20 protein-coding genes are annotated in these 20255 nt (G+C 68.2%); 8 read left to right on the top strand and 12 right to left on the bottom strand.

Annotated elements, in window-relative coordinates; genetic code table 11:
- Positions 1-159: 159 nt before the first annotated feature.
- Genes CCR98_RS11735 through gspH form a run of 3 tightly spaced genes read right to left on the bottom strand, consistent with a single transcriptional unit; the run spans position 160 to position 1576 of the window.
- A complete protein-coding gene (locus tag CCR98_RS11735; protein ID WP_087922748.1) occupies positions 160-774 on the bottom strand; it encodes a prepilin-type N-terminal cleavage/methylation domain-containing protein in 615 nt (204 codons plus the stop codon).
- The gene (gspI, locus tag CCR98_RS11730) at positions 771-1121 is read right to left on the bottom strand and encodes a type II secretion system minor pseudopilin GspI (protein ID WP_232463008.1); all 351 of its coding nucleotides are present in this window, start codon (positions 1119-1121) and stop codon (positions 771-773) included. The genes CCR98_RS11735 and gspI overlap by 4 nt, the downstream gene beginning before the upstream one ends.
- Positions 1122-1129: 8 nt before the next feature.
- Entirely contained in the window at positions 1130-1576 is a 447-nt protein-coding gene (gene gspH, locus CCR98_RS11725; protein ID WP_087922746.1) for a type II secretion system minor pseudopilin GspH, read from the bottom strand.
- A gap of 103 nt (positions 1577-1679) precedes the next feature.
- Here gspH and CCR98_RS11720 point away from each other — a divergent pair, with 103 nt between their 5' ends.
- On the top strand, positions 1680-2156 hold the full coding sequence (locus CCR98_RS11720; RefSeq protein ID WP_198361020.1) for a general secretion pathway protein: 477 nt from the start codon (positions 1680-1682) through the stop codon (positions 2154-2156).
- 88 nt (positions 2157-2244) lie between these two features.
- Here CCR98_RS11720 and CCR98_RS11715 read toward each other — a convergent pair whose 3' ends face one another.
- Complete coding sequence (locus CCR98_RS11715; RefSeq protein WP_087922745.1) at positions 2245-2580, bottom strand: hypothetical protein; 336 nt, start codon at positions 2578-2580, stop codon at positions 2245-2247.
- Between the two features lie 201 nt (positions 2581-2781).
- Here CCR98_RS11715 and CCR98_RS11710 point away from each other — a divergent pair, with 201 nt between their 5' ends.
- The 6 genes from CCR98_RS11710 to CCR98_RS11685 all read left to right on the top strand — a co-directional run bounded on the left by CCR98_RS11710 (position 2782) and on the right by CCR98_RS11685 (position 9565).
- A complete protein-coding gene (locus tag CCR98_RS11710) occupies positions 2782-4398 on the top strand; it encodes a ShlB/FhaC/HecB family hemolysin secretion/activation protein (RefSeq protein ID WP_087922744.1) in 1617 nt (538 codons plus the stop codon).
- Positions 4399-4436: 38 nt separating this feature from the next.
- Entirely contained in the window at positions 4437-6221 is a 1785-nt protein-coding gene (locus CCR98_RS11705; RefSeq protein WP_087922743.1) for a MotA/TolQ/ExbB proton channel family protein, read from the top strand.
- A gap of 10 nt (positions 6222-6231) precedes the next feature.
- The gene (locus CCR98_RS11700) at positions 6232-6645 is read left to right on the top strand and encodes a biopolymer transporter ExbD (RefSeq protein ID WP_005409874.1); all 414 of its coding nucleotides are present in this window, start codon (positions 6232-6234) and stop codon (positions 6643-6645) included.
- Positions 6646-6684: 39 nt separating this feature from the next.
- Positions 6685-7350 (top strand): cell envelope integrity protein TolA, encoded by a 666-nt coding sequence (locus tag CCR98_RS11695; protein WP_087922742.1) that lies wholly within the window; start codon positions 6685-6687, stop codon positions 7348-7350.
- Between the two features lie 42 nt (positions 7351-7392).
- Positions 7393-9138 carry a putative porin gene (locus CCR98_RS11690; protein WP_087922741.1) on the top strand — a complete coding sequence of 582 codons (1746 nt, stop codon included), beginning with the start codon at positions 7393-7395 and terminating at the stop codon, positions 9136-9138.
- 97 nt (positions 9139-9235) lie between these two features.
- Complete coding sequence (locus CCR98_RS11685; RefSeq protein ID WP_005409871.1) at positions 9236-9565, top strand: hypothetical protein; 330 nt, start codon at positions 9236-9238, stop codon at positions 9563-9565.
- Positions 9566-9659: 94 nt separating this feature from the next.
- On the opposite strand, the gene CCR98_RS11680 is transcribed toward CCR98_RS11685, so the two are convergent.
- From CCR98_RS11680 to CCR98_RS11665, 4 genes are all read right to left on the bottom strand, one after another.
- Complete coding sequence (locus tag CCR98_RS11680; protein WP_087922740.1) at positions 9660-10058, bottom strand: OsmC family protein; 399 nt, start codon at positions 10056-10058, stop codon at positions 9660-9662.
- A gap of 84 nt (positions 10059-10142) precedes the next feature.
- Positions 10143-10784 carry a hydrolase gene (locus tag CCR98_RS11675; protein WP_087922739.1) on the bottom strand — a complete coding sequence of 214 codons (642 nt, stop codon included), beginning with the start codon at positions 10782-10784 and terminating at the stop codon, positions 10143-10145.
- A 55-nt stretch (positions 10785-10839) separates the two neighbouring features.
- Positions 10840-11520, bottom strand: coding sequence for an isochorismatase family protein (locus CCR98_RS11670; protein ID WP_087922738.1), 681 nt, complete (start codon positions 11518-11520; stop codon positions 10840-10842).
- A gap of 71 nt (positions 11521-11591) precedes the next feature.
- Positions 11592-12458, bottom strand: a complete 867-nt coding sequence (locus tag CCR98_RS11665) for a pirin family protein (RefSeq protein ID WP_087922737.1) — start codon at positions 12456-12458, stop codon at positions 11592-11594.
- Positions 12459-12609: 151 nt separating this feature from the next.
- Here CCR98_RS11665 and CCR98_RS11660 point away from each other — a divergent pair, with 151 nt between their 5' ends.
- Positions 12610-13536: a LysR family transcriptional regulator gene (locus CCR98_RS11660; protein WP_087922736.1), complete on the top strand. Its 927-nt coding sequence runs from the start codon at positions 12610-12612 to the stop codon at positions 13534-13536.
- 26 nt (positions 13537-13562) lie between these two features.
- Here the strand turns inward: CCR98_RS11660 and CCR98_RS11655 are convergent, their stop codons facing one another.
- Genes CCR98_RS11655 through CCR98_RS11640 form a run of 4 tightly spaced genes read right to left on the bottom strand, consistent with a single transcriptional unit; the run spans position 13563 to position 20210 of the window.
- On the bottom strand, positions 13563-13886 hold the full coding sequence (locus CCR98_RS11655) for a DUF2149 domain-containing protein (protein ID WP_087922735.1): 324 nt from the start codon (positions 13884-13886) through the stop codon (positions 13563-13565).
- Positions 13886-14362: a MotA/TolQ/ExbB proton channel family protein gene (locus CCR98_RS11650; protein ID WP_075678079.1), complete on the bottom strand. Its 477-nt coding sequence runs from the start codon at positions 14360-14362 to the stop codon at positions 13886-13888. Before CCR98_RS11650 ends, CCR98_RS11655 begins: the two co-directional genes overlap by 1 nt.
- A complete protein-coding gene (gene cobN, locus CCR98_RS11645; protein WP_087922734.1) occupies positions 14359-18264 on the bottom strand; it encodes a cobaltochelatase subunit CobN in 3906 nt (1301 codons plus the stop codon). Before cobN ends, CCR98_RS11650 begins: the two co-directional genes overlap by 4 nt.
- Positions 18265-18266: 2 nt before the next feature.
- Positions 18267-20210: a TonB-dependent receptor gene (locus CCR98_RS11640; RefSeq protein WP_087922733.1), complete on the bottom strand. Its 1944-nt coding sequence runs from the start codon at positions 20208-20210 to the stop codon at positions 18267-18269.
- Positions 20211-20255 lie beyond the last annotated feature (45 nt).

Genomic DNA, 20255 nt, shown 5'->3' with positions numbered 1-20255 from the left:
GGGCAGGGGATCCATGCCATGCCTGGAGCAGTCTCTGCAGTAGATCCACGCCATGCGTGGATGGCGGGGCTGGCTCAGTGCCGACCAAGGTCGGCACCCACCAGAGCAGCCTCAGCAGTAGATCCACGCCATGCGTGGATGCGGTGCCACGAACGAATCCTACAACTCCAGCACCCGCCGGTAGCTCAGCGGCCCACGCCCATCGCGAAGGCCCAGCCGCAGCTCCAACCCCGTCGCCGGCAAAACCTCGCCTTCGCCCGGCAGCACCGCCCAACCGGCACCGGGCTGCCAGGCCCGCACCTCGAACCGCTGCACATCTCGGGCCACCGCGATGCCCCTCGATTGCTCAGGCGCTGGCAGCGGATACCGGTCGGTCGCCTCGCCACTGGCCCGCCACAGCGTGTTGCCCTGCCGCCACCAGCGCACCCGCTGCCAGCGCAGCCCGTCGCTGCCGACGCTGCGGGTGATCTCCAGCGCAAAGCTGCCATCCGGATGCCGTTCGCTCACCAGCGAAGGGGGCAGCAGTCGCTGCGGCTGGTCCGCCGGGCGCACCGCACCATTCATCAGCGCGTCGTCTGCGCGCATGTCGATATCACGCTGGAACTGCTGCAGCACGCGCAGCGCCGTGGTGGTCTCGGCATCGGCCCGGCGCAGGCGCTGGTCGCTGCTGGCCACGCTGTCGAGCGCACGCCAGCAGATCAGTGCCAGCACGCCCATGATGGTGATCGCGATCATCACCTCGATAAGGGTGAAGCCGCGCGTGACCCGCTTCATTGCGTGGGGGTCCACGGCAGCTGCATCCGGGCCAGCGACTGCCGCGGCGCATCTTCGGCCACCACGCTCAGTTCCAGTTGCGGCTGGCTGTCGCTGCCGGTGCCGAGATGTTGCAGCACCAGGAACGTGCTGCGCCCCTGCACGCAGCGCAGTCGCGCATCCTGCGGCGGCTGCCCGGCCAGGCGCAGCTCCTGCCAGCGGTCCTGCACGCACAACAGTGCCAGGCGGCGGTCGCGCAGGCGCGACTGATCGTCGGTCGCCACCGCGACCGAGCGCATCACCGCCGCCAGCGCAATCGAAACGATCGCCAGCGCGATCAGTACTTCGATCAGGGTGAATCCGCGCATGTTCCGCTTCACTGCACGACCTGCAACTGTCCGCTGCCATCATCACGAAGACGCAGCTGGCGGCCCTGCAACGACAACGTCAGTTCCCACGCCACGCCGATCCACTCCGGGCTCAGTTCAATCGGCGTGGCCGGCTGCACCACGATGCCCGCCGGTTGCCAGGGCTGCGGGCGCAGCAGGTCGTCGCGTTGCACATCCACCCAACGGGCACCCTCGCGGCGGCTGAACCGGTAGCCAGCGGCGTCGGCCTGCCAGCGCCAGGGGCGGCCATCAATGCGGGCCTCGTCGCGCGCCACCTGCAGGCGCTGCGCCAGCCGTTCGGCCTCCTGCCGCAGCTGCCGACCCGGGTCGAGCAGGCTGCCCAGGCCCAGGCCGATGCCCGCCGTGCAGATTCCGATGATCACCAGCACCACCATCAGCTCCAGCAGGGTGAAACCACGCGGCACGTGCTGCATCGACGTTGCCTCCTGTCCTGGTCGATGCCTGCCAGCGTAGGCTCGCATGATGAAACAAAAGCGTCAGCGGCAGCTGCTAGCGTAGGCGGACACGAACGTGGCGATGGTGCGGAACATGGACGGCAGGCGCTGGGATCGCAATCGCATGTTGACCCTGCTGGCAGCGACGCTGCTGCTGGCCGTGGTGGCCTACTGGAGCGTCACCCTGTCTGCGGTGGCGCCGACGGCGGCGGCCAGCGGAGCGCATGCCGAGGCGCCGGCACGGCCATTGTTCGATGCGGTGGCCAGCCTGCCGCTGGTGCGGCTGCTGTCGCCCGGTGCGGTGCAGACCGAGGTGGTCGTGCTGGGCGTGATGGCCGGCGACCAGTCGCCGCTGGCCTTGCTGTCGGTGGATGGACGCCCGCCGGAGGCGTACGCGCCCGGCCAGCGGTTGGGACCCTGTACGGTGCTGGCCAGCATCAGCGCCAACGTGGTGGAACTGAACCAGGCCGGACAATCGCGCAGCCTGCCGGTGCCCGCGCTGCCACCGGTGCCGAGCGATGGCATCGTGCCGGCCGTTCCGCAGGGCGGCGCCCCGTAGCCGAGCCCACGCCCGGCTGCCTTTGCATGAATGTCGAAGGGCGCGCAGGCGCAACCAAGCGCGGGCTCGGCTCTGTGGATGCATGGGTTCAGCGCAACGGGCGCTGTGGCACCACCGAATGCCCGAACGCATCACCCATGCGCTGCCGCGTGCCCTCCAGGTTGTACTGCATCAGCTGGTTGCCGGGCTGCCGCATCAGGCGTTCGGCTTCAGGCAGCGCCGGTGACTTCGCCGATTTCGGCGCCGGCGCCAGTTTGCGTTGCAGGCACTCCCAGGCGGGGATGCGCTCGCCGTTGACCTGTACTTCGATGCACGGTGCGGCCTCGTCCTGCTTCTTTGCCTTGTCGGCCCAGGCCGATGGCAACGCCAGCAACAAGGCAAGGGCGAGGGCAGGGCGAAGGCGCGCCTTCAACGGCTCATTCATCTCGAATCTCCTGCGACAACCGACGTTCTGCAATGAAGACGTATGGCACGGGCAGTCTCCGCCGTTGGACGTACCGACGCTGTCGAAAGATGACAGTGCTGTCACAAAACTAGTGGCGGTTTTGACGCGACGTGCACGTCCTGTTGGTAGACCCACGCGCCGCTCCCTGGCCACTCCCTTCGATACGACGCGATGCCTTCGATGACTCCTGTTCCGTGCCGAGCCGTCCGCCTTCCGCTGCGCCTGCATCCATTGATGCTGGCCCTGGCAGCGCTGCCGCTGCCGCTGTTCGCGCAGGAGGCAGCGCCTGCGCCCAGCGTGAACATCAATGAATACATCGTGCGCGGCAATACCGTGCTCGATCCCCGGGACATTGAACGCGCGGTGGAACCGTTCCTCGGCCCGGGCAGGACCCTGGCCGATGTCGAGAAGGCGCGCGATGCGGTCCATGCGCTCTACCAGCAGGCCGGCTACCAGTCGGTCTACGTCGAGCTTCCCGAGCAGCAGGTCAGTGGCGGCGTCGTGCTGCTGAAGGTACAGCAGACGCCGATCGGCCAGCTGCGCGTGGTCGGCACCCGCCACGAATCGCCCGAACGCATCCGCGAACGCGTGCCGGCGCTGGCCGAGGGCAAGGTGCCGGACTTCGACCAGGCGCAGAAGGAACTGACCGCGCTCAATGAAGGCGGGCGTCGCCAGGTGATGCCGCTGGTGCGCGAGGGCCAGGTGCCGGGCACGATGGACGTGGACCTGCAGGTGGAGGAGAAGTCGCCGTGGCGTGCCAGCGCGGCGCTCAACAACGACCACAGTGCCGACACCGAGAAGCTGCGCCTGAGCGCGTCGCTGGCCTACGACAACCTGTGGAAGCGGGGGCACAGCGCCAACATCGGCGTGTACCTGGCGCCGGAAGACACGAAACAGGCCAAGGTGTTCTCGGCCTCGTACACGATGCCGTTCGAAGGCACGCCGTGGAGCCTGGAAGCGTCCGGCTACACATCCGACAGCCGCGTGCTGAACGCGGGTGGGCAGGTGGGCACCGGCACCGGTACCAACGTGATCGGCAACGGTCACTCGATCGGCCTCAAGCTCAACTATCGCCTTGCCGGCAGCAGCCAGTGGTGGCGCCAGCTCAGCCTTGGTGTGGATTTCAAGGACACCGAGGAAGACACCCAGATGGGCAAGGACAGCCTGAAGACGCCGCTGAAGTACGCGCCGATTACCCTGGCCTTTGTCGGTGTGCGCCAGGGTGAGCAGGATCAGCTGAGCATCAATACCCAGCTGGTGGCCGGCACCCGCCGCCTGCTCGGCTACGGCAGCGACGCCACCGCCTTCGGCCAGAAGCGCTACTGGGCCGACCCGAGCTTCGTGGCCTTCAAGGCCGACGTGGCCAACACCCACACCTTCGGCAACGACTGGCAGTGGTACGCACGTGGCTCGCTGCAGGTGACCGACGCGCCGCTGGTGTCGGCCGAGCAGTTCGCCGCCGGTGGCATGTACACCGTGCGCGGCTATCTGTCGGCCGAGGCGATCGGCGACTACGGCGGCCTGGCCAGCCTGGAATGGCGCACCCCGGCGTGGTCGCTGTGGAGCGGCACTGATCTGCGCGTCTACAGCTTTGCGGACGCCGCCTACCTGCGCCTGCGCCAGCCGCTGCCCGAACAGCGTGACAAGTACAACCTGGCCTCGGTCGGCCTGGGCGCGCAGCTGCGCCTGGGCGAACACCTGCAACTGCGCCTGGACTACGCCTGGCCCTACGCCGACGGCCCGGTCACGCGCAAGGACGACCCACGCCTGCATTTCAACATCAGCACCAGTTACTGACCCTTCCCTTGAACATGCGTTCTCCGGAGACCCTTCGCATGGACCGTTTGCTTTCCCGAGTGTTGCTGCTGCTGGCCGCGCTGGTTGCGTTGCCTGCTGCTGCGGCCGATGCCAATTGGTGGCAGGCCGAATGGAAGTACCGCAAGCCGATCACCGTCGACGCCGGCCCGCAGGGCGCGGGCCTGGCCGGTGACCCGGGCCGCACGCCGCTGCTGCTGCGCCTGCACACCGGCAACTTCGGTTTCGACGGTACCCAGGACGCGGGCAACGACCTGCGTTTCGTCTCGGGTGATGGCCGCACCGTGCTGGCCCACCAGATCGAACAGTTCGATCCCAAGCTGGGCCTGGCCCTGGTCTGGGTGGACGTGCCGGCGGTCAGTGCTGCCGCGCCGCAGACGATCTGGATGTACTACGGCAATGAAAAGGCACCGGCCAGCGGCAACGGCCAGCAGGTATTCGACCCGGACTACACGCTGGTCTATCACTTTGCCGAGGCCAACGCGCCGGCGCGCGATACCACCGCTTATGGCAACAACGCCGGTGCCGTCGTGCCGCCGTCCGAAGGCGCGGTGATCGGTCGTGGCGTGCAGCTGGGTGCGGGCCCGCTGCCGCTGCCCGCCAGCGCGTCGCTGGCGCAGGAAGCGGGTGCGCCGTTCACCGTTTCGGCCTGGATCAAGCCGGGCAGCAACAATGCGGCGCAGGCGATCTACGCCCGTCGCGATGGCGCGTCCGAGCTGGTGGTCGGTATCGAGAACCGCGTGCCGTTCGTGCAACTCAATGGCCAGCGCAGCACGCCGGCGCAGCCGATTCCGGAAGGGCAGTGGGCGCACGTGGCGCTGACGGCGGAGAAGGGCGCGTTGCAGTTGTACCTCAACGGCCGCGTGGTGGCCCAGCTGAGCGGCGAGCTGCCGGCGCTGGGCACCGCGCCAGTGGTCGGTGCCGATGCCCCGGGAGCGGCGCAGCCACTGGCCAACTTCGAAGGTGCGCTGGATGAGCTGCGCGTCTCGCGGGTGGCGCGCCCGGCGGCGCTGCTGCTGGCCGATGCCACCGCGCAGGGCGCCGATTCGCGCCTGATCAGCTACGGTGCCGATGAGCAGTCGGCCGGCCAGAGCCACTTCGCCTTCATCCTCAAGGCGATGCCGTTCGATGCGTGGGTGGTGGTCGCCATCCTGGGCCTGATGATGCTGCTGTCGTGGGCGATCATGATCGCCAAGAGCCGCCACTTCGGCCGTACCAGCAAGGCCAACGCGGTGTTCACCGAGAGCTTCGGCAAGCTGTCCGGCGTGCCGCTGCGCACCCTGTCGGACATGGATCGGCAGGGCAAGGCACCGGCCGCCATGCACGATGGCTCGTTGTGGCGCATCTACCAGGTGGCCATCGATGAAATGCAGCAGCGCCACCAGCGCGACGGCAACAGTGGCTACCTGAGTGGCGCCACCATCGCCGCGATCCGCGCCTCGATGGATGCGGTGATGGTGCGCGAGCAGGAAGCGATGGCGCGGCGCATGAACTGGCTGTCGACCACCATCGAAGGTGCGCCGTACGTGGGCCTGTTCGGCACCGTGATCGGCATCATGCTGGTGTTCGTGGTGGCGGCGATGGCCGGCGCGGTGGACATCAACTCGGTGGCGCCAGGCATGGCCGCGGCGCTGCTGTGTACGGCTGCCGGCCTCGGCGTCGCGATCCCGGCACTGTTCGGCTACAACTACCTGGGTGCACGCGCCGAAGCGATCGGTGCGGACATGGCGGTGTTCATCGACGAGTTCGCCGCGCGCCTGGCCGAAGAGCAGGACGGGCGCGGCCCGGCCGCGGTCCAGGGCTGAGGGGCGCGCCATGGGCCAGAAGGCGAAGTTCGGCATCAAGAAGCGCGAGAAGGGCATCAACGTGACGCCCTTCGTCGACGTGCTGCTGGTGGTGCTGGTGATCTTCATCCTGACCAGCAACGCCTCCATTCCCGGCATCGAGGTCAATCTGCCGAAGGCCAGCAACAGCGTCGCGCTGGAGAAGCCGAAGACCAAGGCGATCACCATCGACCCCAGTGGCCAGGTGTTCCTGGATGCCTACCCGGTGACGATGGCCGAGCTGGAAGACCGGCTGCGTACCGAACGCGCGACCACGCCGGATTTCCCGGTGATCGTGCGCGGTGACGCGCAGGTGCAGTACGCCCGCGTGGTCGAGGTGCTGGATCTGCTGCGGCGCCTGGAGCTGGCTCAGGTTGGCCTGGTCACCGGCAAGGCGCAGGGCTGAGGCATGACGGCCCATCAACCCCCTCGACCGGAGCCCGGCATGCGCGGTCGCGCGTTGCTGGTGACCGTCGCGCTGGTGCTGGTCGCGTTGCTGGTGCTCGGCGTCGCACTGTGGTGGCTGCTGTTCAAGGACACCGCCAGTACCCGTCGGCCGGTGGTGCAGCCGCCGATGCTGGCGCTGCCACCGCCGCCTCCGCCGCCACCCCCGCCGCCGGAAAAACCACCGGAGCCGGAGACGCCGCCGGAAGAGACGATGCCCGAGCCGGAGCCGCTGGATCAGCCGACGCCCGCTGAAGAGCCGACGCCGACCCCGGACAACGCTGACCCGGTGACGATGAATGCCGATGCGCAGGCTGGCGGTGACAACTTCGGCATCCAGTCCGGCAGTGGCGGTGGCTCGTCGGGCGTCGGCCGTGGCGGCGCCGGCAATGCCACCTACGGTCGCTACCTCGGCTACCTGATGCAGCAGGCGATCTCGCGCGACGACAAGGTCAAGCGCCTGGCGTTCCAGCTGCAGGTGAATGTGTGGCTGGCCACGGATGGTCGACTGGAGAAGGTCGAGCTGGTGCGTGGCAGTGGCAACGAGGAGGCCGACGCGGCCGTGCTCGACGCGCTGCGGCGCATCGGCAAGGTCGACCAGGCACCGCCGCCGTCACTCGATTTCCCCGCTCGCGTCCTGATCCAGGGCCGCCGGCCCGGGGCCTGATTCCCGACTTCCATGATTCCCCTTCTTTCGATGAGAACCGTGATGAACGACCACGTCCGCGCACGAACCGACTCCCGCCGCCCGCGGCCGGCCCGACGGGCGCTGCTGTGCTGCGCCGTGCTGCTCAGCCTGGCCGTCCCGGCCGGTGCGATGGCCGCCGAAACCACCATGGTCAAGCTGATCAAGGGCCTGATCGCCAGCGGCGCACTCAAACCCGAAGACGGCCAGGCGCTGCTGGTACAGGCCGAGGCCGAAGCAGCGGCCGCACAGCGCACTGAAGCCACCGGCAGCGCCGCCGCCAGCGGTGGCGTGGCCCTGGAGGCCGGTGACGTGCGCGTGCCGTACGTGCCGCAGAGCGTGCGCGACGGTATCCGTGACGAAGTGCGCCAGGACGTGATGGCGCAGGCAAAGTCGGAAGGCTGGGCGGCACCGAACGAAGTGGCCGAGTGGACCAAGCGCATCAAGGTCACCGGCGATGTGCGCGTGCGCAGCGAGTCGCGCTTCTTCTCCGAACGCAACAGCGACATCGTGAGCAACTGGTCGTCGATCAATTCCGGCAACGGTTTCGACACCAACACCAACACCAACCTGCAGCTGCCGCCGCTGCTGAACACCCGCCAGGACCGCCGCAACCTGTGGCGCATCCGCGCCCGCCTGGGCATCGAGGCGACCATCGGCCAGCACACCACGGCCGGCGTGCGCCTGGCCAGCGGCAGCAGCAATGGCCCGGTGTCGACCACCGAGCAGCTGGGTGGCGGCCTGAGCAAGAAGGATGTGTGGCTGGACCAGGCCTGGCTGGCCTACAGCCCGGCCGACTGGGTGACGGTGCGTGGCGGCCGCTTCGGCAATCCGTTCTGGACCAGTGACACGCTGTTCTCCAACGACCTCAACTTCGATGGCTTGGCCGCCAACCTGACGTATGACTTCGACGGTGGCGACCTCGACCTGTTTGGCAACCTGGCGGTGGTACCGCTGGAATACACCTCCGACAGTTCGCCCAGCCAGAGCCGGGTCAAGACTCCGAACGAGAACAAGTGGCTGTCCGGTGCGCAGGTGGGCGTGAACTGGCGCTTCAACGACGACAACGCGCTGCGCGCGGCGCTGGGCTACTACGACTTCAAGAACATCAGCGGCCGCCTGTCCTCGCCGTGCGCGCTGTATGCAGGCGCGGTCGGCTGCGATACCGACTGGTCGCGCCCGGCGTTCATGCAGAAGGGCAACACCCTGATGCTGATCCGCGACATCGCGCGCAACCCGCTGGATCCGGCCAATACGCCCACCCCGCAGTACGTCGGCCTGGCCTCGGCATTCCGCCTGGCCACGCTGAACCTGCGCTGGGATACGCAGCTGGCACAGGGCATCGGCCTGCGCCTGGACGGCGACTACATCCGCAACCTGGCCTACGACAAGCAGGCGATGTTCAGTCGCGCCAACAACGGTATCGTCAACAACTACGGCGCCGGTGGTACCGCCAGCATCGATACCTTCCGCAGCGGCGACACGGCATGGATGGTGCAGGCCACCTTCGGCGCCACCGAACTGAAGGAGAAGGGTCAGTGGCAGGCGCTGCTGGGCTACAAGCACATCGAGGCCGATGCACTGCCCGACGCCTACAACGATCCGAACTTCCACCTCGGCGGCACCAACGCCCGCGGCTACTATGTGGGCGGGGCCTACGCGCTGGACGCGCGCAGCTGGATCAGCGGCAAGTGGATGGCGGCCAAGGAAGTGTCCGGTGCGCCGCTGTCGATCGACGTGTTCCAGCTGGAGTTCAACACCGGCTTCTAAGCGGATGGCGTGATGGGCATCACGCGAAGCGTGGCGGGGGCGCAGCGATGCACCCGTCTAAGGAAAGGAGACCACGCGTTGCACAAAGGAGGAGTGGATGAGCCGTCGCAAGCTGTTCGAAAGTCCCGAACCGTCCAGCCAGATGCTGGGTGTTGGACCGGCCTATGTTTCAGTGGAGGGCCTGCGCCAGCATCTGGCCGAGTTCCTGCTGTATGCGGGCCGGCCGGTGGTGATCATGCGCGGGCGCAGCGAAGTGGGCTATTTCCTGCCGGCGCGCTGCTGGCGCCAGCGTGACGATGATCCGCTGGCGGCGGCGGCCGCCGACCAGCTGCTGGATGCGGCCGGTTTCCAGGCCGAGGACATCCAGCAGGTGGAGCAGGAATTCAACGCGATGCGCCAGCGCACCGTGCTGCACTCACGGCGCTGAGCCTCCTGTAGAGCCGGGCTCATGCCCGGCTTCCAGCCCAGGAGCTGAGCATGGACGTGGCTCTACAGTAGATCCACGCCACGCGTGGATGGGGTTACGCTGCCACCCCACGCTCGCTGGTGATCCGTGCGCCCTCGCGCATCACCAGGGTCACCGGGGTCTTTTCCACCACCTCCAGCAATCGTTGCCACTGGGCATCGCTCAGCGCGGCGCTGGCATGCAGCACGCGGTGCACATGGAAGCGTCCATCCGCGTCACGTTCAGAGCGCAGCTCGGCATGGAACTCACCCAGGTCCCAGCCCTTGCGCTGCGCGTACATGCGCAGGGTGATGGCGGTGCAGGCGGCCAGCGAGGCCAGGTACAGGTCGAACGGGGCGAAGCCCTTGCCCTGGCCGCCGAGCGAGGCCGGCTCGTCCGCATCCACAGCGAATGTGCCATTGCTGATGTGGTGCAGGTAGTTGTCGCCGGTCGAAACAATGCGTGCGTAGGCCATCGCAGTCTCCATCTGTCTATAGCGTCGAGCCATGCCCGACGGCTCCAAAAGGCGGCGCCAGCCAAGGCCTGCGCCGCCACGAATTCACTCGGTACGATCGTACGAGAACTGGATGCCTGCCGTACCACCGGTTTCAATGAAGAGGTTCATGAAAGCCGGCACCGTTTCTGAGCGGGCCCAGTCGCGCTGCAGCTCGCAGAACAGCTGCGGCACGCTGATCAGCTGGCCACCGGCCCGTTCGATGCGGCGTAGTGCTGCATCATGCGCCGCCAGCGAGGTACCGCCGACGGCATCGACCACCACATACACCTCATAGCCTTCCTTCAACGCATCCAGCGCCGGGAAGGTCAGGCAGGCCTCGGTCCACAGCGCGGTCATGATCAGCTTGCGGCGGCCGGTGGCTTCCACCGCCCTGCGGAACTCGACGTCCTCCCAGGAATTGATGGTGGTGCGGTCGTAGGTGGGGTAGTCGCCCAGCACCTTGCGCAGCTGCGGAATCGGCGGCTTGTTCAGGCCGGTCTTGACGTTCACCGTCGAATGCACGATCGGCAGACCGTAAGCCACAGCGGCCTTGGCGGTGCCGACGATGTTGTTGACCAGCAGCTGGCGGTCCATCGAGGCGATGGAGTTCACCTGCACCGGCTGGTAGTCGATGATGATGAAGGCGGAATTCTGCGGGGTCAGCAGGTGGTCGCTGGCCGGATCGCGGATCGGTTCACTGGACATGATGGGTCTCCGGTTGGGAGGAGTGCCGGCAGCAGGCCGGCACCCCGGGGGCAGCTCAGCTGCGCTGCGAATCCAGCTGCTCCTGGTTCTTCTGCACGTCCTGCGCCTTCAGGTAGCTTTCGATCAGCAACTGGTAGTTCGGGAAGATCTTCGTGTAGACCTCGGCCCACTGCTGGGCATCGTCGCGGTTCCAGGTGCGCTGGATCTCCGAGGCCACCGCAGCGGTGTCCATCGGCACCACGCCGGCCTGCACCACGCGGGCCAGGGTGATCTCTTCGGCCATCTTCGAGTAGGTGCCCGAGGCATCGATCACCGCGAAGACCTGGTAGCCATCGGCGACGGCGGCGATCGACGGGAAGGCCATGCACACGCTGGTGATGGTGCCGGCAATGATCAGCTGCTTGCGGCCGGTGGCCTTCACTGCGGCAACGAATCCCGGGTTGTCCCAGGCGTTGATCTCGCCCTTGCGTGCCACGTACAGCGCATGCGGTGCAGCCTCGTGAATCTCAGGAATCAGCGGTCCGTTCGGGCCCTGTGGGACCGAGGCGGTGGTGATCACCGGCATCTTTGCCAGCGTGGCCATCGTCGCCAGCGCAGTGGCGTGGGCGCGCACGCTGGTGAATGGCATGTCACCGATGGTCTGGAACAGGCCGCTCTGGTGGTCGATCAGCAGCATCGCGGCGTTGTCCGGATCGATCACCGGGCGGGCACCGTTGAAGTTGGCGGGGGTACTCATGGTCAGTCTCCTTGGGAAGGTGGGCGATGGCCCGTTGGCGCAGCGGGTGATTGCCCGCCGCGCGGAAGCGCTCAGTGCGCGATCCGGCCGAAGCGGCCGCTGTTGAAGTCGTTGACCGCCTGCGCGATCTCGGCCTGGCTGTTCATCACGAACGGGCCATAGCCCACCACCGGCTCGTCGATCGGCTCACCGCTGAGCAGCAGCACGGTGGCGTCGCTGTCGGCGTCGACGAACACGTCCTCGCCGCTGCGGTCGAAGGTGACCAGCTGTGCCTCGCCGACCGGCTGGCCGCCGTTGATCCGCACCGTGCCCTTCAGCACCACCAGCGCCAGCGTGCGGCCCTCGGCCACCGGCAGTTCGGCGTGGTGGCCCTGCTGCAGGCGGATGTCCCAGACATCCATCGGCGTGTGGGTACGCGCCGGACCGGCGTGGCCGTCGAAGCGGCCCGCGATGACGCGGACGCGGCCTGCGCCATCGGGCAGCTCCACCGAGGGAATGTCTGCATCGAGCAGGGTCTGGTAGCCCGGCGCACCCATCTTGTCCCGGGCCGGCAGGTTGACCCACAGCTGGACCATGTCCAGCGTGCCGCCGCGCTTGCTGAATGCCGGCGTGTGGAATTCCTCGTGGAGGATGCCGGAGGCAGCGGTCATCCACTGCACGTCCCCGGGGCCGATGGTGCCGCCGGCCCCGGTCGAATCGCGATGGGCGACCTCGCCCTCATAGACGATGGTGACCGTCTCGAAACCGCGGTGCGGATGCTGGCCGACGCCACGCGGCGTATCGCTGGGCGCGAAGGTGTACGGACCGGCGTAGTCCAGCAGCAGGAACGGGCTCAGGTGCTGGCCGTGGGTGTTGTAGGAAAACATCGAACGGGCGGGGAATCCGTCGCCCACCCAGTGCGGGCGGGGGGCGCTGTAGGTACCGGTGACACGCTTCATGGCGATCTCCTGGCCGGGGCTGCCGGCCGCTGTTCTTCGTTGCGGGAGACGATATCGTCGCGACAATGGGGCCGGTAGACGCCAATATTTGCCGTCATAGTCCTATCTGGTGAACAATGGGTACGCGCCTTGCGTCACAGGAGATCGCCTCGTGTTCATTGCTGATATCCGCCGCTGCGACCTCAACGACCTGTTCTATTTCGCCATGGTGGTCGAGCACGGTGGCTTCTCGCAGGCCGGCCGGGCGCTGGCGATGCCGAAGTCGAAACTGAGCCGGCGCATCGCACTGCTGGAGGAACGTCTGGGCGTGCGACTGATCCAGCGTTCGACCCGGCGCTTCTCGGTCACCGAGGTCGGCCAGGACTATTACCGCCACTGCAAGGCGATGCTGGTCGAGGCCGAAGCAGCCGAAGAAGCCATCGCGATGTCACGCGCCGAGCCGCGCGGCACGATCCGCCTGGCATGCCCGATCGCGATCCTGCATGCGCGAATCGGCACGATGCTGGCCGACTTCCTGGCCCTGCACCCGCAGGTGACGGTGCAGCTGGACGCCACCAACCGCCGCGTGGACGTGGTGGGCGAGGGCGTGGATGTAGCGATAAGGGTGCGGCCGCCGCCACTGGAGGACAGTGACCTGGTGGTACGCGTGCTGGCGCGCCGGGTGTGGTGTACCAGTGCCAGCCCGGCGCTGCTGCAGCGGCTGGGCATGCCACAGGTGCCGGCCGATCTGGCGATGATGCCAACCGTCGATCTGGCATCACCCAGCCAGCAGCATGTGTGGGAGTACACCGGGCCCGACGATGTGCTGGCCAGCGTGCACCATCGCCCGCGGCTGGTCAGCGATGACATGATCGCGTTGCGCACCGCCGCGGTGGCCGGAGTGGGCCTGCTGATGCTGCCGCGGATGATGATCAGCGACGAGCTGGACAGCGGCGCGCTGGTGCCGGTGCTGCCGGCGTGGGTGCCGAAGCACGGCATCGTGCACGCGGTGTTCCCGTCGCGGCGTGGGCTGCTGCCGGCGGTTCGCGCATTGATCGATTACCTTGCCGAGCGTTTCGAGGCGTTGGACGAACCGTAGGCTCCGCATCCACGCATGGCGTGGATCTACCGGGCCGGGGCGGTTCCCTCCGGCACATACACCATGCGCCCGTCCGGCAACCGATAGGTCACGCCGGCCTTGACCCCGCCACCTTCGCCGATCTCGCCGCTGGACTGGTAGCGGGACAGTTCCTCGCCCTGCTTCACGGTGATGCGCATGTTGGCCTGGCCAGGGTTCTCGATCACGGTCACGTCCTGGCTGGTGAACGGATTGAGTGGATTGCGCACGATCACGATCATCAGGATGCCGGTGACCACCAGGAACAGGTCGATCAGGTTCACCACCGACAGGATCGGGTCATCGGCTTCGTCGTCATCCAGGAAGCGCATCAGTGCGCCTCCTGCAGGCGTTCGAACATGCGCAGTTCCTGCAGCAGCCAGCGCCGGCGCACGGTCAGCACCAGGTAGGTCAGGCTGGCGGCCACCAGGGCCAGGATCACCGACGAGAAGGCCACCACCATGTTCTCGCCCACACCCTGCGCGTCGCTGCGTGTCAGCGCCAGCAGGGCGGGCCCCATCGGGATCATGGTTGCCACCAGGCCCAGCATCGGTGCGGTTCGCGAGACGATGCGCAGGCCTTCCAGGCGCTTGAGGATATGCAGTTCCAGATCGTCACTGCTGCCGCCGTGGCGGGCCTGCCAGGCCAGCAGCTCGGGCCGGTGGCGGCCGCGCCTGCGCTGCAGGCCTTCCCACAGGAAGGCGCCGAAGCTGAGGAAGGCGTAGGCCAGCGACAGCAGGATCAGCAGCAGGACCGGTGCCAGGAACAAGTGGGAGAGATCGTAGAGCGTGGATTCAAGCGCGTTCATGCGGAAGCCGGGTTGGAAGGGGAAGGGGAAGGGTCGGCGCGCCGTGCGTTGCGCCGCGATTGCAGCGCGGCGCCGGCGCCGAGCAGGGCCAGCAGCACGGCGAGTGCCCAGCGCGTGGCAGGCGCGTGCGGCGCCGGCGGCGGCACCTGCCGCATCACCTGGCCACGCACGTTGGGCGAGGGGGGCGGTGCCGGCTTGACGGTGGCGGGTTGTCGGGCGGCGGCGGCAGCATCGGGTGCCGGTGTGGCGGCCGATGCGCGGCCGAGCCCATAGCCAGGATGCGCCGGCGCCTGCGCCGGTTCGGATGTCGACGACGCCTGCAGCTGTTGCAGCCGCGCCTGCAGCTCGGCGCGGGTGCGGTCATCGGCGTGCCAGTAACCGCGTGAGATTGCTTCCTGCAGGCGCTCGATCATCTGCACCTGGGCGCTGGCGTTGTGCTGCTCGAACCACTGCGCCAGGCCCAGCTGCCGACTGTCGCGCACGAAGGTGTCATGCACCGCCTGCCACTGCTCGGCGCGGACGGTGTCTGGTGCGGTTACCTGCCAGCCGAACAGGTTATCGACGTTCTTCAACACTTCCAGCGTGCCGGCATAGCCTTCGGCCTGCATCGCACCGATCCATTGCGGGTTGAGCGTCTGCGCGCGCAGCTCGTCGGCGAGGAAGCGTGCGGTGCTGCGCGTGCGCGGTGCCGGTTCGCGCAGGTCAGAGACGTACAGTGCCGGGCTGGCACCATCGAGGTGGCGCACGGCCAGCGCCAGTCCGCCCAGATACTCGAAGGGATGGTCGGTGCTGAGCAGCCCATGGGTGTTGGAGGAGCGCGACAGTACCGCCGCCTGCACGCCGCGCAACTGTTCGGCGAACAGGTTGCCGCCGGGCAGGGGGGGTGCCCGGCCATCACTGCCGTAGCCGTGCTGCAGGCGATCCAGGAAGCCGCTGGCCAGCGCCGCATCGTCCTTGCCCGCCGTGCTGCCGCGCGCCAGCACGGCATGGTTCAGGCCGCTGCCATACTCGCCGGGGGCATTGCTGAAGATGCGCAGGCGCGACAGACGCTGCGCCTGCTCCGCAGGAACGCCGTCGCGCTGCAGGCGCTGCTGCACGGCCAGCGCATTGCCGGCAATCGGGTTACCGGGCGAGGCCGGCATCGCCGCCAGCTGCTCGATGGCGCCAGCCAGCAGGCGCAGGAACGGATCGAACTGGTCGCGGTAGACGCTGGTGGCCTGGATCACCACGTCGATGCGCGGGCGTGGCAGTTCCGCATCGGGCACGATATCCAGGCCGATCACCTTGCCAGCACTGTCCCAGCGTGGGTGCAGGCCCAGCGCGTGCAGCACCTGTGCTTCGAGCACGCCGAGGTGGCGGATGGCCTCGCTGGACCACAGGCTGATGGCAAGCTTGCGTGGCAGCTGTCCATCGTGATCATCACGATAGGCCTGCAACAGCTGCTGCAGGGCCAGCTCGCCAGTGTCGAACGCCGCGCGGGTGGGAATGCGGTCGGGCTCGAACGCGAACAGGTTGCGGCCACTGCGCAGTTCTGGCGTGCGGATCGGATCGCCGCCGGCGCCAGGCTGCACGAATCCACCGCGCAGGCCGTGCAGCAGCGATTCGACCTCCTGTGTATCGGTCAGGGCTGCGTCCAGTTGCACGGCATGCTGCAGCGCTGTGCGTAGATCGGGGTTGGCGACGCTGCCGATCGGCGCACCTTCGCGCAGATGGCGCGCCAGCGTGCGATAGGCGAGGCCCTGCTGGATCTGCCGGTAGTCCACCGCAGTGGCCTCCATCGGATCCTCGCCCAGTGCTTTCAGATAGCCCGGGCCCAGCTGCTGCATCACCATCAGCAGGCGGTGTTCGGGCGAGGCCGGTTCGCCGAAGGTATGCAGCCCCAGTGGCAGGTTGCGCCGGGCAAGTTCGTGCAGGTGGTCGTGCAGCACCGGCAGGAAGCTGTCGAAGCGCGCCTGCATGTCCACCGCGTTCCAGCCCAGGTCGGCGGCGATGCCGCTGTCGGTGGCCAGGGTGCGCAGGCGTGCGGCAGTGGCATCACGCACCGGCCCCTGGTCCAGCTGCTGCAGTTCGTGCACCACCGCGTGCAGGTCGCGCAGCTCGTCGTACAGCCCGGACGGTGCGAACGGCGGGGTCTGGTGGCTGACCACCACGGCACGGCCACGGCGCTTGGCCTGGATCGCCTCGCCGACGTTGTCCTGGATGTACGGGTAGAACACCGGCAGCTCGCCCACCGCCAGCCACGGATAGTCGGCAACCCATAGGCCGCGGTCCTTGCCCGGGGTCCACTCCTGCGTGCCGTGGGTGCCGAAGTGGATCAGCGCATCGGCCTTCCACTGCTGGCGCAGGTACAGGTAGGCGGCCAGGTAATAGTGGCTCGGCACCGACGCGATATCGTGGGTGGCTTCGCCAACGCGGCCCGCGCGCGGCGGCTGCGGCATCAGCAGCAGGTTGCCCAGGCGCAGCCGCGGCAGCACGAACACCGCCTGTCCCTGCCGCTGTCGAACGGCAGGGTGGTGCGCAGGATCGCCCCACTGTGCGCGCAGTTCGTCGCGGCGCGCGGCGGGCAGGGTCGCCAGCCAGCGGCGGTAGTCCGCTACCGGCAGGGTATCGGCCAGCCCGGCATCGAGCAGCGCGTCCAGCCGTTCCGGATGGTAGTAGCCCCCCAGCAGCGCCTGCAGCTGTTCGATCAGGGTCTTCTCATCCACCGCCTGCGTCGAATACCCGGCCTGTGCCAGCCGTGGCAACAGCGCTTCGATGCTGCGCGGTACATTGAGATGCGAGGCGGACAGGTTGCGCTCGCCGTCCGGTGCATTCCAGAACAGCAGCGCCACGCGCGTGTCGGCCGCGGCAGTGTGACGCAGCGCGGCCAGTCGCTGCAGTTTGGCGGCCAGTGCATCGATCTGTTCGGGAATCGGCTGCAGTTCACCGCGCGCATTGGCCGAGACCACTATCGGATCACTGGCGCCCCAGGCTTCGGGCACGGCGACGAAGGTTGCCAGCGTGGCCATCGGAATGCCGGTGGTCGCCGCGCGCCAGTCATCCGCATCGCCCTGCCGGTGGTTCAGGGCCTGCAGCACCGGCACGTCCAGCGCGGAAAATTCGGCGGCACGCGCGCTGCCGTTCTGCAGATGGGTCAGGTTGACCAGCGCATCCACCTCGATGCCGCGCAGCGCCTGCCGCAGGCCGTCGTCGGCGGCGGCATCGAACCAGATGCCGAACAGCGCAACCTTGCGTGCGCGCCCGGCCTCGATCAGCGCGTCCAGTACCTGGGTCTGCATGCCGCTGAGCATGCTGCCGGAGATCAGCACCGCCACCTTTGGCCATGTAGCCTGATCGTCGCGCTGCCACTGCGCCTGCAATGCGTGTGGGTTGTCCAGCCACTGGCTGCCGCCCGTGCTGTAGCCGGTGGCCGGCAGTGGCTGCGGCAGCGGCAGTCCGCCGGTCCCGGTACCGCTGCGCCAGGCCTGCAGGTATGCAGCCAGCGTGCGGATGTTGGCCTCGCCACCGTTGCCGTAGTAGCCGGCGATCCTGCGCGCCACCTCGGCGGGCAGCTGCCCGGAGGCCGGTGCGCCGCCCCCCACGCGCAGCCATGGCACCTTGCCGTTCTGCAATGGCCCTTCAGCCACGGCCGTGACCTGTTCGACATCCGTTGGTCGCGGCGTATCCAGCAGCACCAGATCGCTGCCTGCCGGCCAGCCGTCTGGCAGCGCGGTCGCGGGGTCGACCACCCGCTGCCGGAAGCGCACCCCTGCGGGAGCGCCCAGCGCGTCCAGGCGGGCGATTTTGCCGGGCAGCACGAAGCTGCTGCTGACCACGTCCACCTGCAGTGGCGCAGGCTCGGCATGGGCCAATGCGGCCGGCATCAGCCACCCGAGCAGCAGCCATGTCCACCCGCTGCGCATGGTCAGAACGCCAGTTCGATGCCGGCGTGCACGTAGCGGCCGGTTTCCGGGTACGGGTACAGTGCACCGGTCTCGTCCAGCCGCTTGTCGGCCAGGTTGTCGATGCCGGCCACCACGCTCACCGCCGCGGTCACGCGCCAGCGCGCATCCAGCGACCACAACCAGTAATCAGGCAGGGTCACCTGGCTGCTGCCGGCCACCTGCTGCTGCGGGCCGATGTACTCGCCGCGTACCGCAGCCTGCAGCGGTCCGCGCTGCCAGTTCAATGCGGTGGCGCCACTGCGGCGCGGGCGCTCCGGCAGCCACTGGTCGGTCTGGCGGTCGCGTGGGTCCAGCCAGTTCCAGTTCGCTTCGAAGGTCAGATGCTCGCTGATCGGCGCGGTGCCGGCCAGCTCCAGGCCACGGATGCGGGCACGGGCCACATTGGTGTAGTTGCGCAGTTCGCGACCGCGCACGCCGCAAGCACGCACGCAGCTGGTCTGGATCAGATCCTTGAGGTCGTTCTGGAAGGCGGTCGCCTGCAGTGACCAGCGTTGTTGCTGCCAGGCCACCGACAACTCGGCGCTGGTGTTCTGTTCCGGCTTCAGCTGCGGATTGCCGACAATGGTGAAACGCCCGCCGCCGCCCACCGCGGAATACTCCGGCGACAGCTGCTTCAGGCTCGGCGCCTTGAAGCCGCTGCCGATGCCGCCCTTGATCGTCAGTGCTTCGGTGGCATGCCACACCGCATAGGCGCGTGGGCTGTGGTGCCAGCCGAACTCGGGATGGCGGTCGCCGCGGCTGCCGAACACCAGCGAGAGCGCGTCGCTCACCTGGATCTCGTCCTGCACGAACAGCGCGCTCTGATCCGATTGCAGGTGACCACTGCGTGCGCCGGCCGCATCGTCCAGTTCCTGGCGCCGCCATTCGCCACCGACGCTGACGCGGTGGAGTGCACCCAGCGCAACGGTGGCGCGTGCATCGACGATCTGGTCGGTCAGCTGCTGCGGCCGCGAGGCCTCGCCGCGGTCGCGACGGTTGTTGCGGTCCAGCGTCGCACGATAGGCACTCACCCGGGTTTGCCCCCAGTCCCACTCGCCCTGATGGCTCAGCGTGGTCTGGCGGCGACGGATGTCGTCGATGGTCTCGTACACATAGGGTGCGGCACCGGCCTGCAGCGCATGGCGGCGGCGTTCCTCGCGGCCCTGCAGGTGCGACAGGTCGATGCGCTGGTGTGCGTCCGGAGTCCAGGTGAGTACCGCGCGGTCGGTGTTGGCGCGGCGCCCCTCCTGTTCGTCCAGGCGGTCGTCGGTTGGATCGCGGGTAGCGTCCTTCTGCCGGTGTTCGGCAAACACGCTCAGGCCCAGCGTGCCGGGCAGCAGTGCGCCACCGGCGTATAAGCCGGCCTGGGCAGTGTTGCCGCCGCGGTCACCGCCGACCACGCCGGCGTTGTAGACCAGGTTGCCCTGCCAGTCGTCGGTGGCGCGGCGGCTGATCACGTTGACCACGCCGCCCAGCGCCTCCGAACCGTACAGCGAGGACATCGGGCCGCGTACCACCTCGATGCGTTCAATCGCCGCAGCCGGTAGCCAGCCCAGGTCAAAGTCCGAGTGGGCGATGGCATCGGCCGACGCGCTTACGCGCTGGCCGTCCAGCAGCACCAGTGTGTAGCCAGGGTCCATGCCGCGGATGCGGATGCCGCGCCGGCCGAAGCCGACCCCGGCTACGGTCACGCCCGGGCTGCCGCGCAGCGCATCGGCCAGGTCCAGCACCGGCCGCAGCTGGATCTGCTCGCGGGTGATCACGCTGATCGAGGCGGGTGCGTCGCTGGCCAGGCGATCCGTGGCGGTCGCGGTCACCACGATCGGGTCCAGCTGCGAAGGGGCGTCTGCCGCCGCTGCCAGTGCGGGGGCCAGGGCAAGGAGGATCGCGCCGGACAGGCGGCGGGCGGGGATGAACCGGGACATGGGAAGGGGTCGCTGCGAATGTGACGATATAACATAGCATCATCT

The organism is Stenotrophomonas sp. WZN-1 (assembly GCF_002192255.1).
GTDB lineage: Bacteria > Pseudomonadota > Gammaproteobacteria > Xanthomonadales > Xanthomonadaceae > Stenotrophomonas.
The sequence above is the reverse complement of the archived record's forward strand: the minus strand, read 5'-3'. Positions and strand labels throughout refer to the sequence as shown.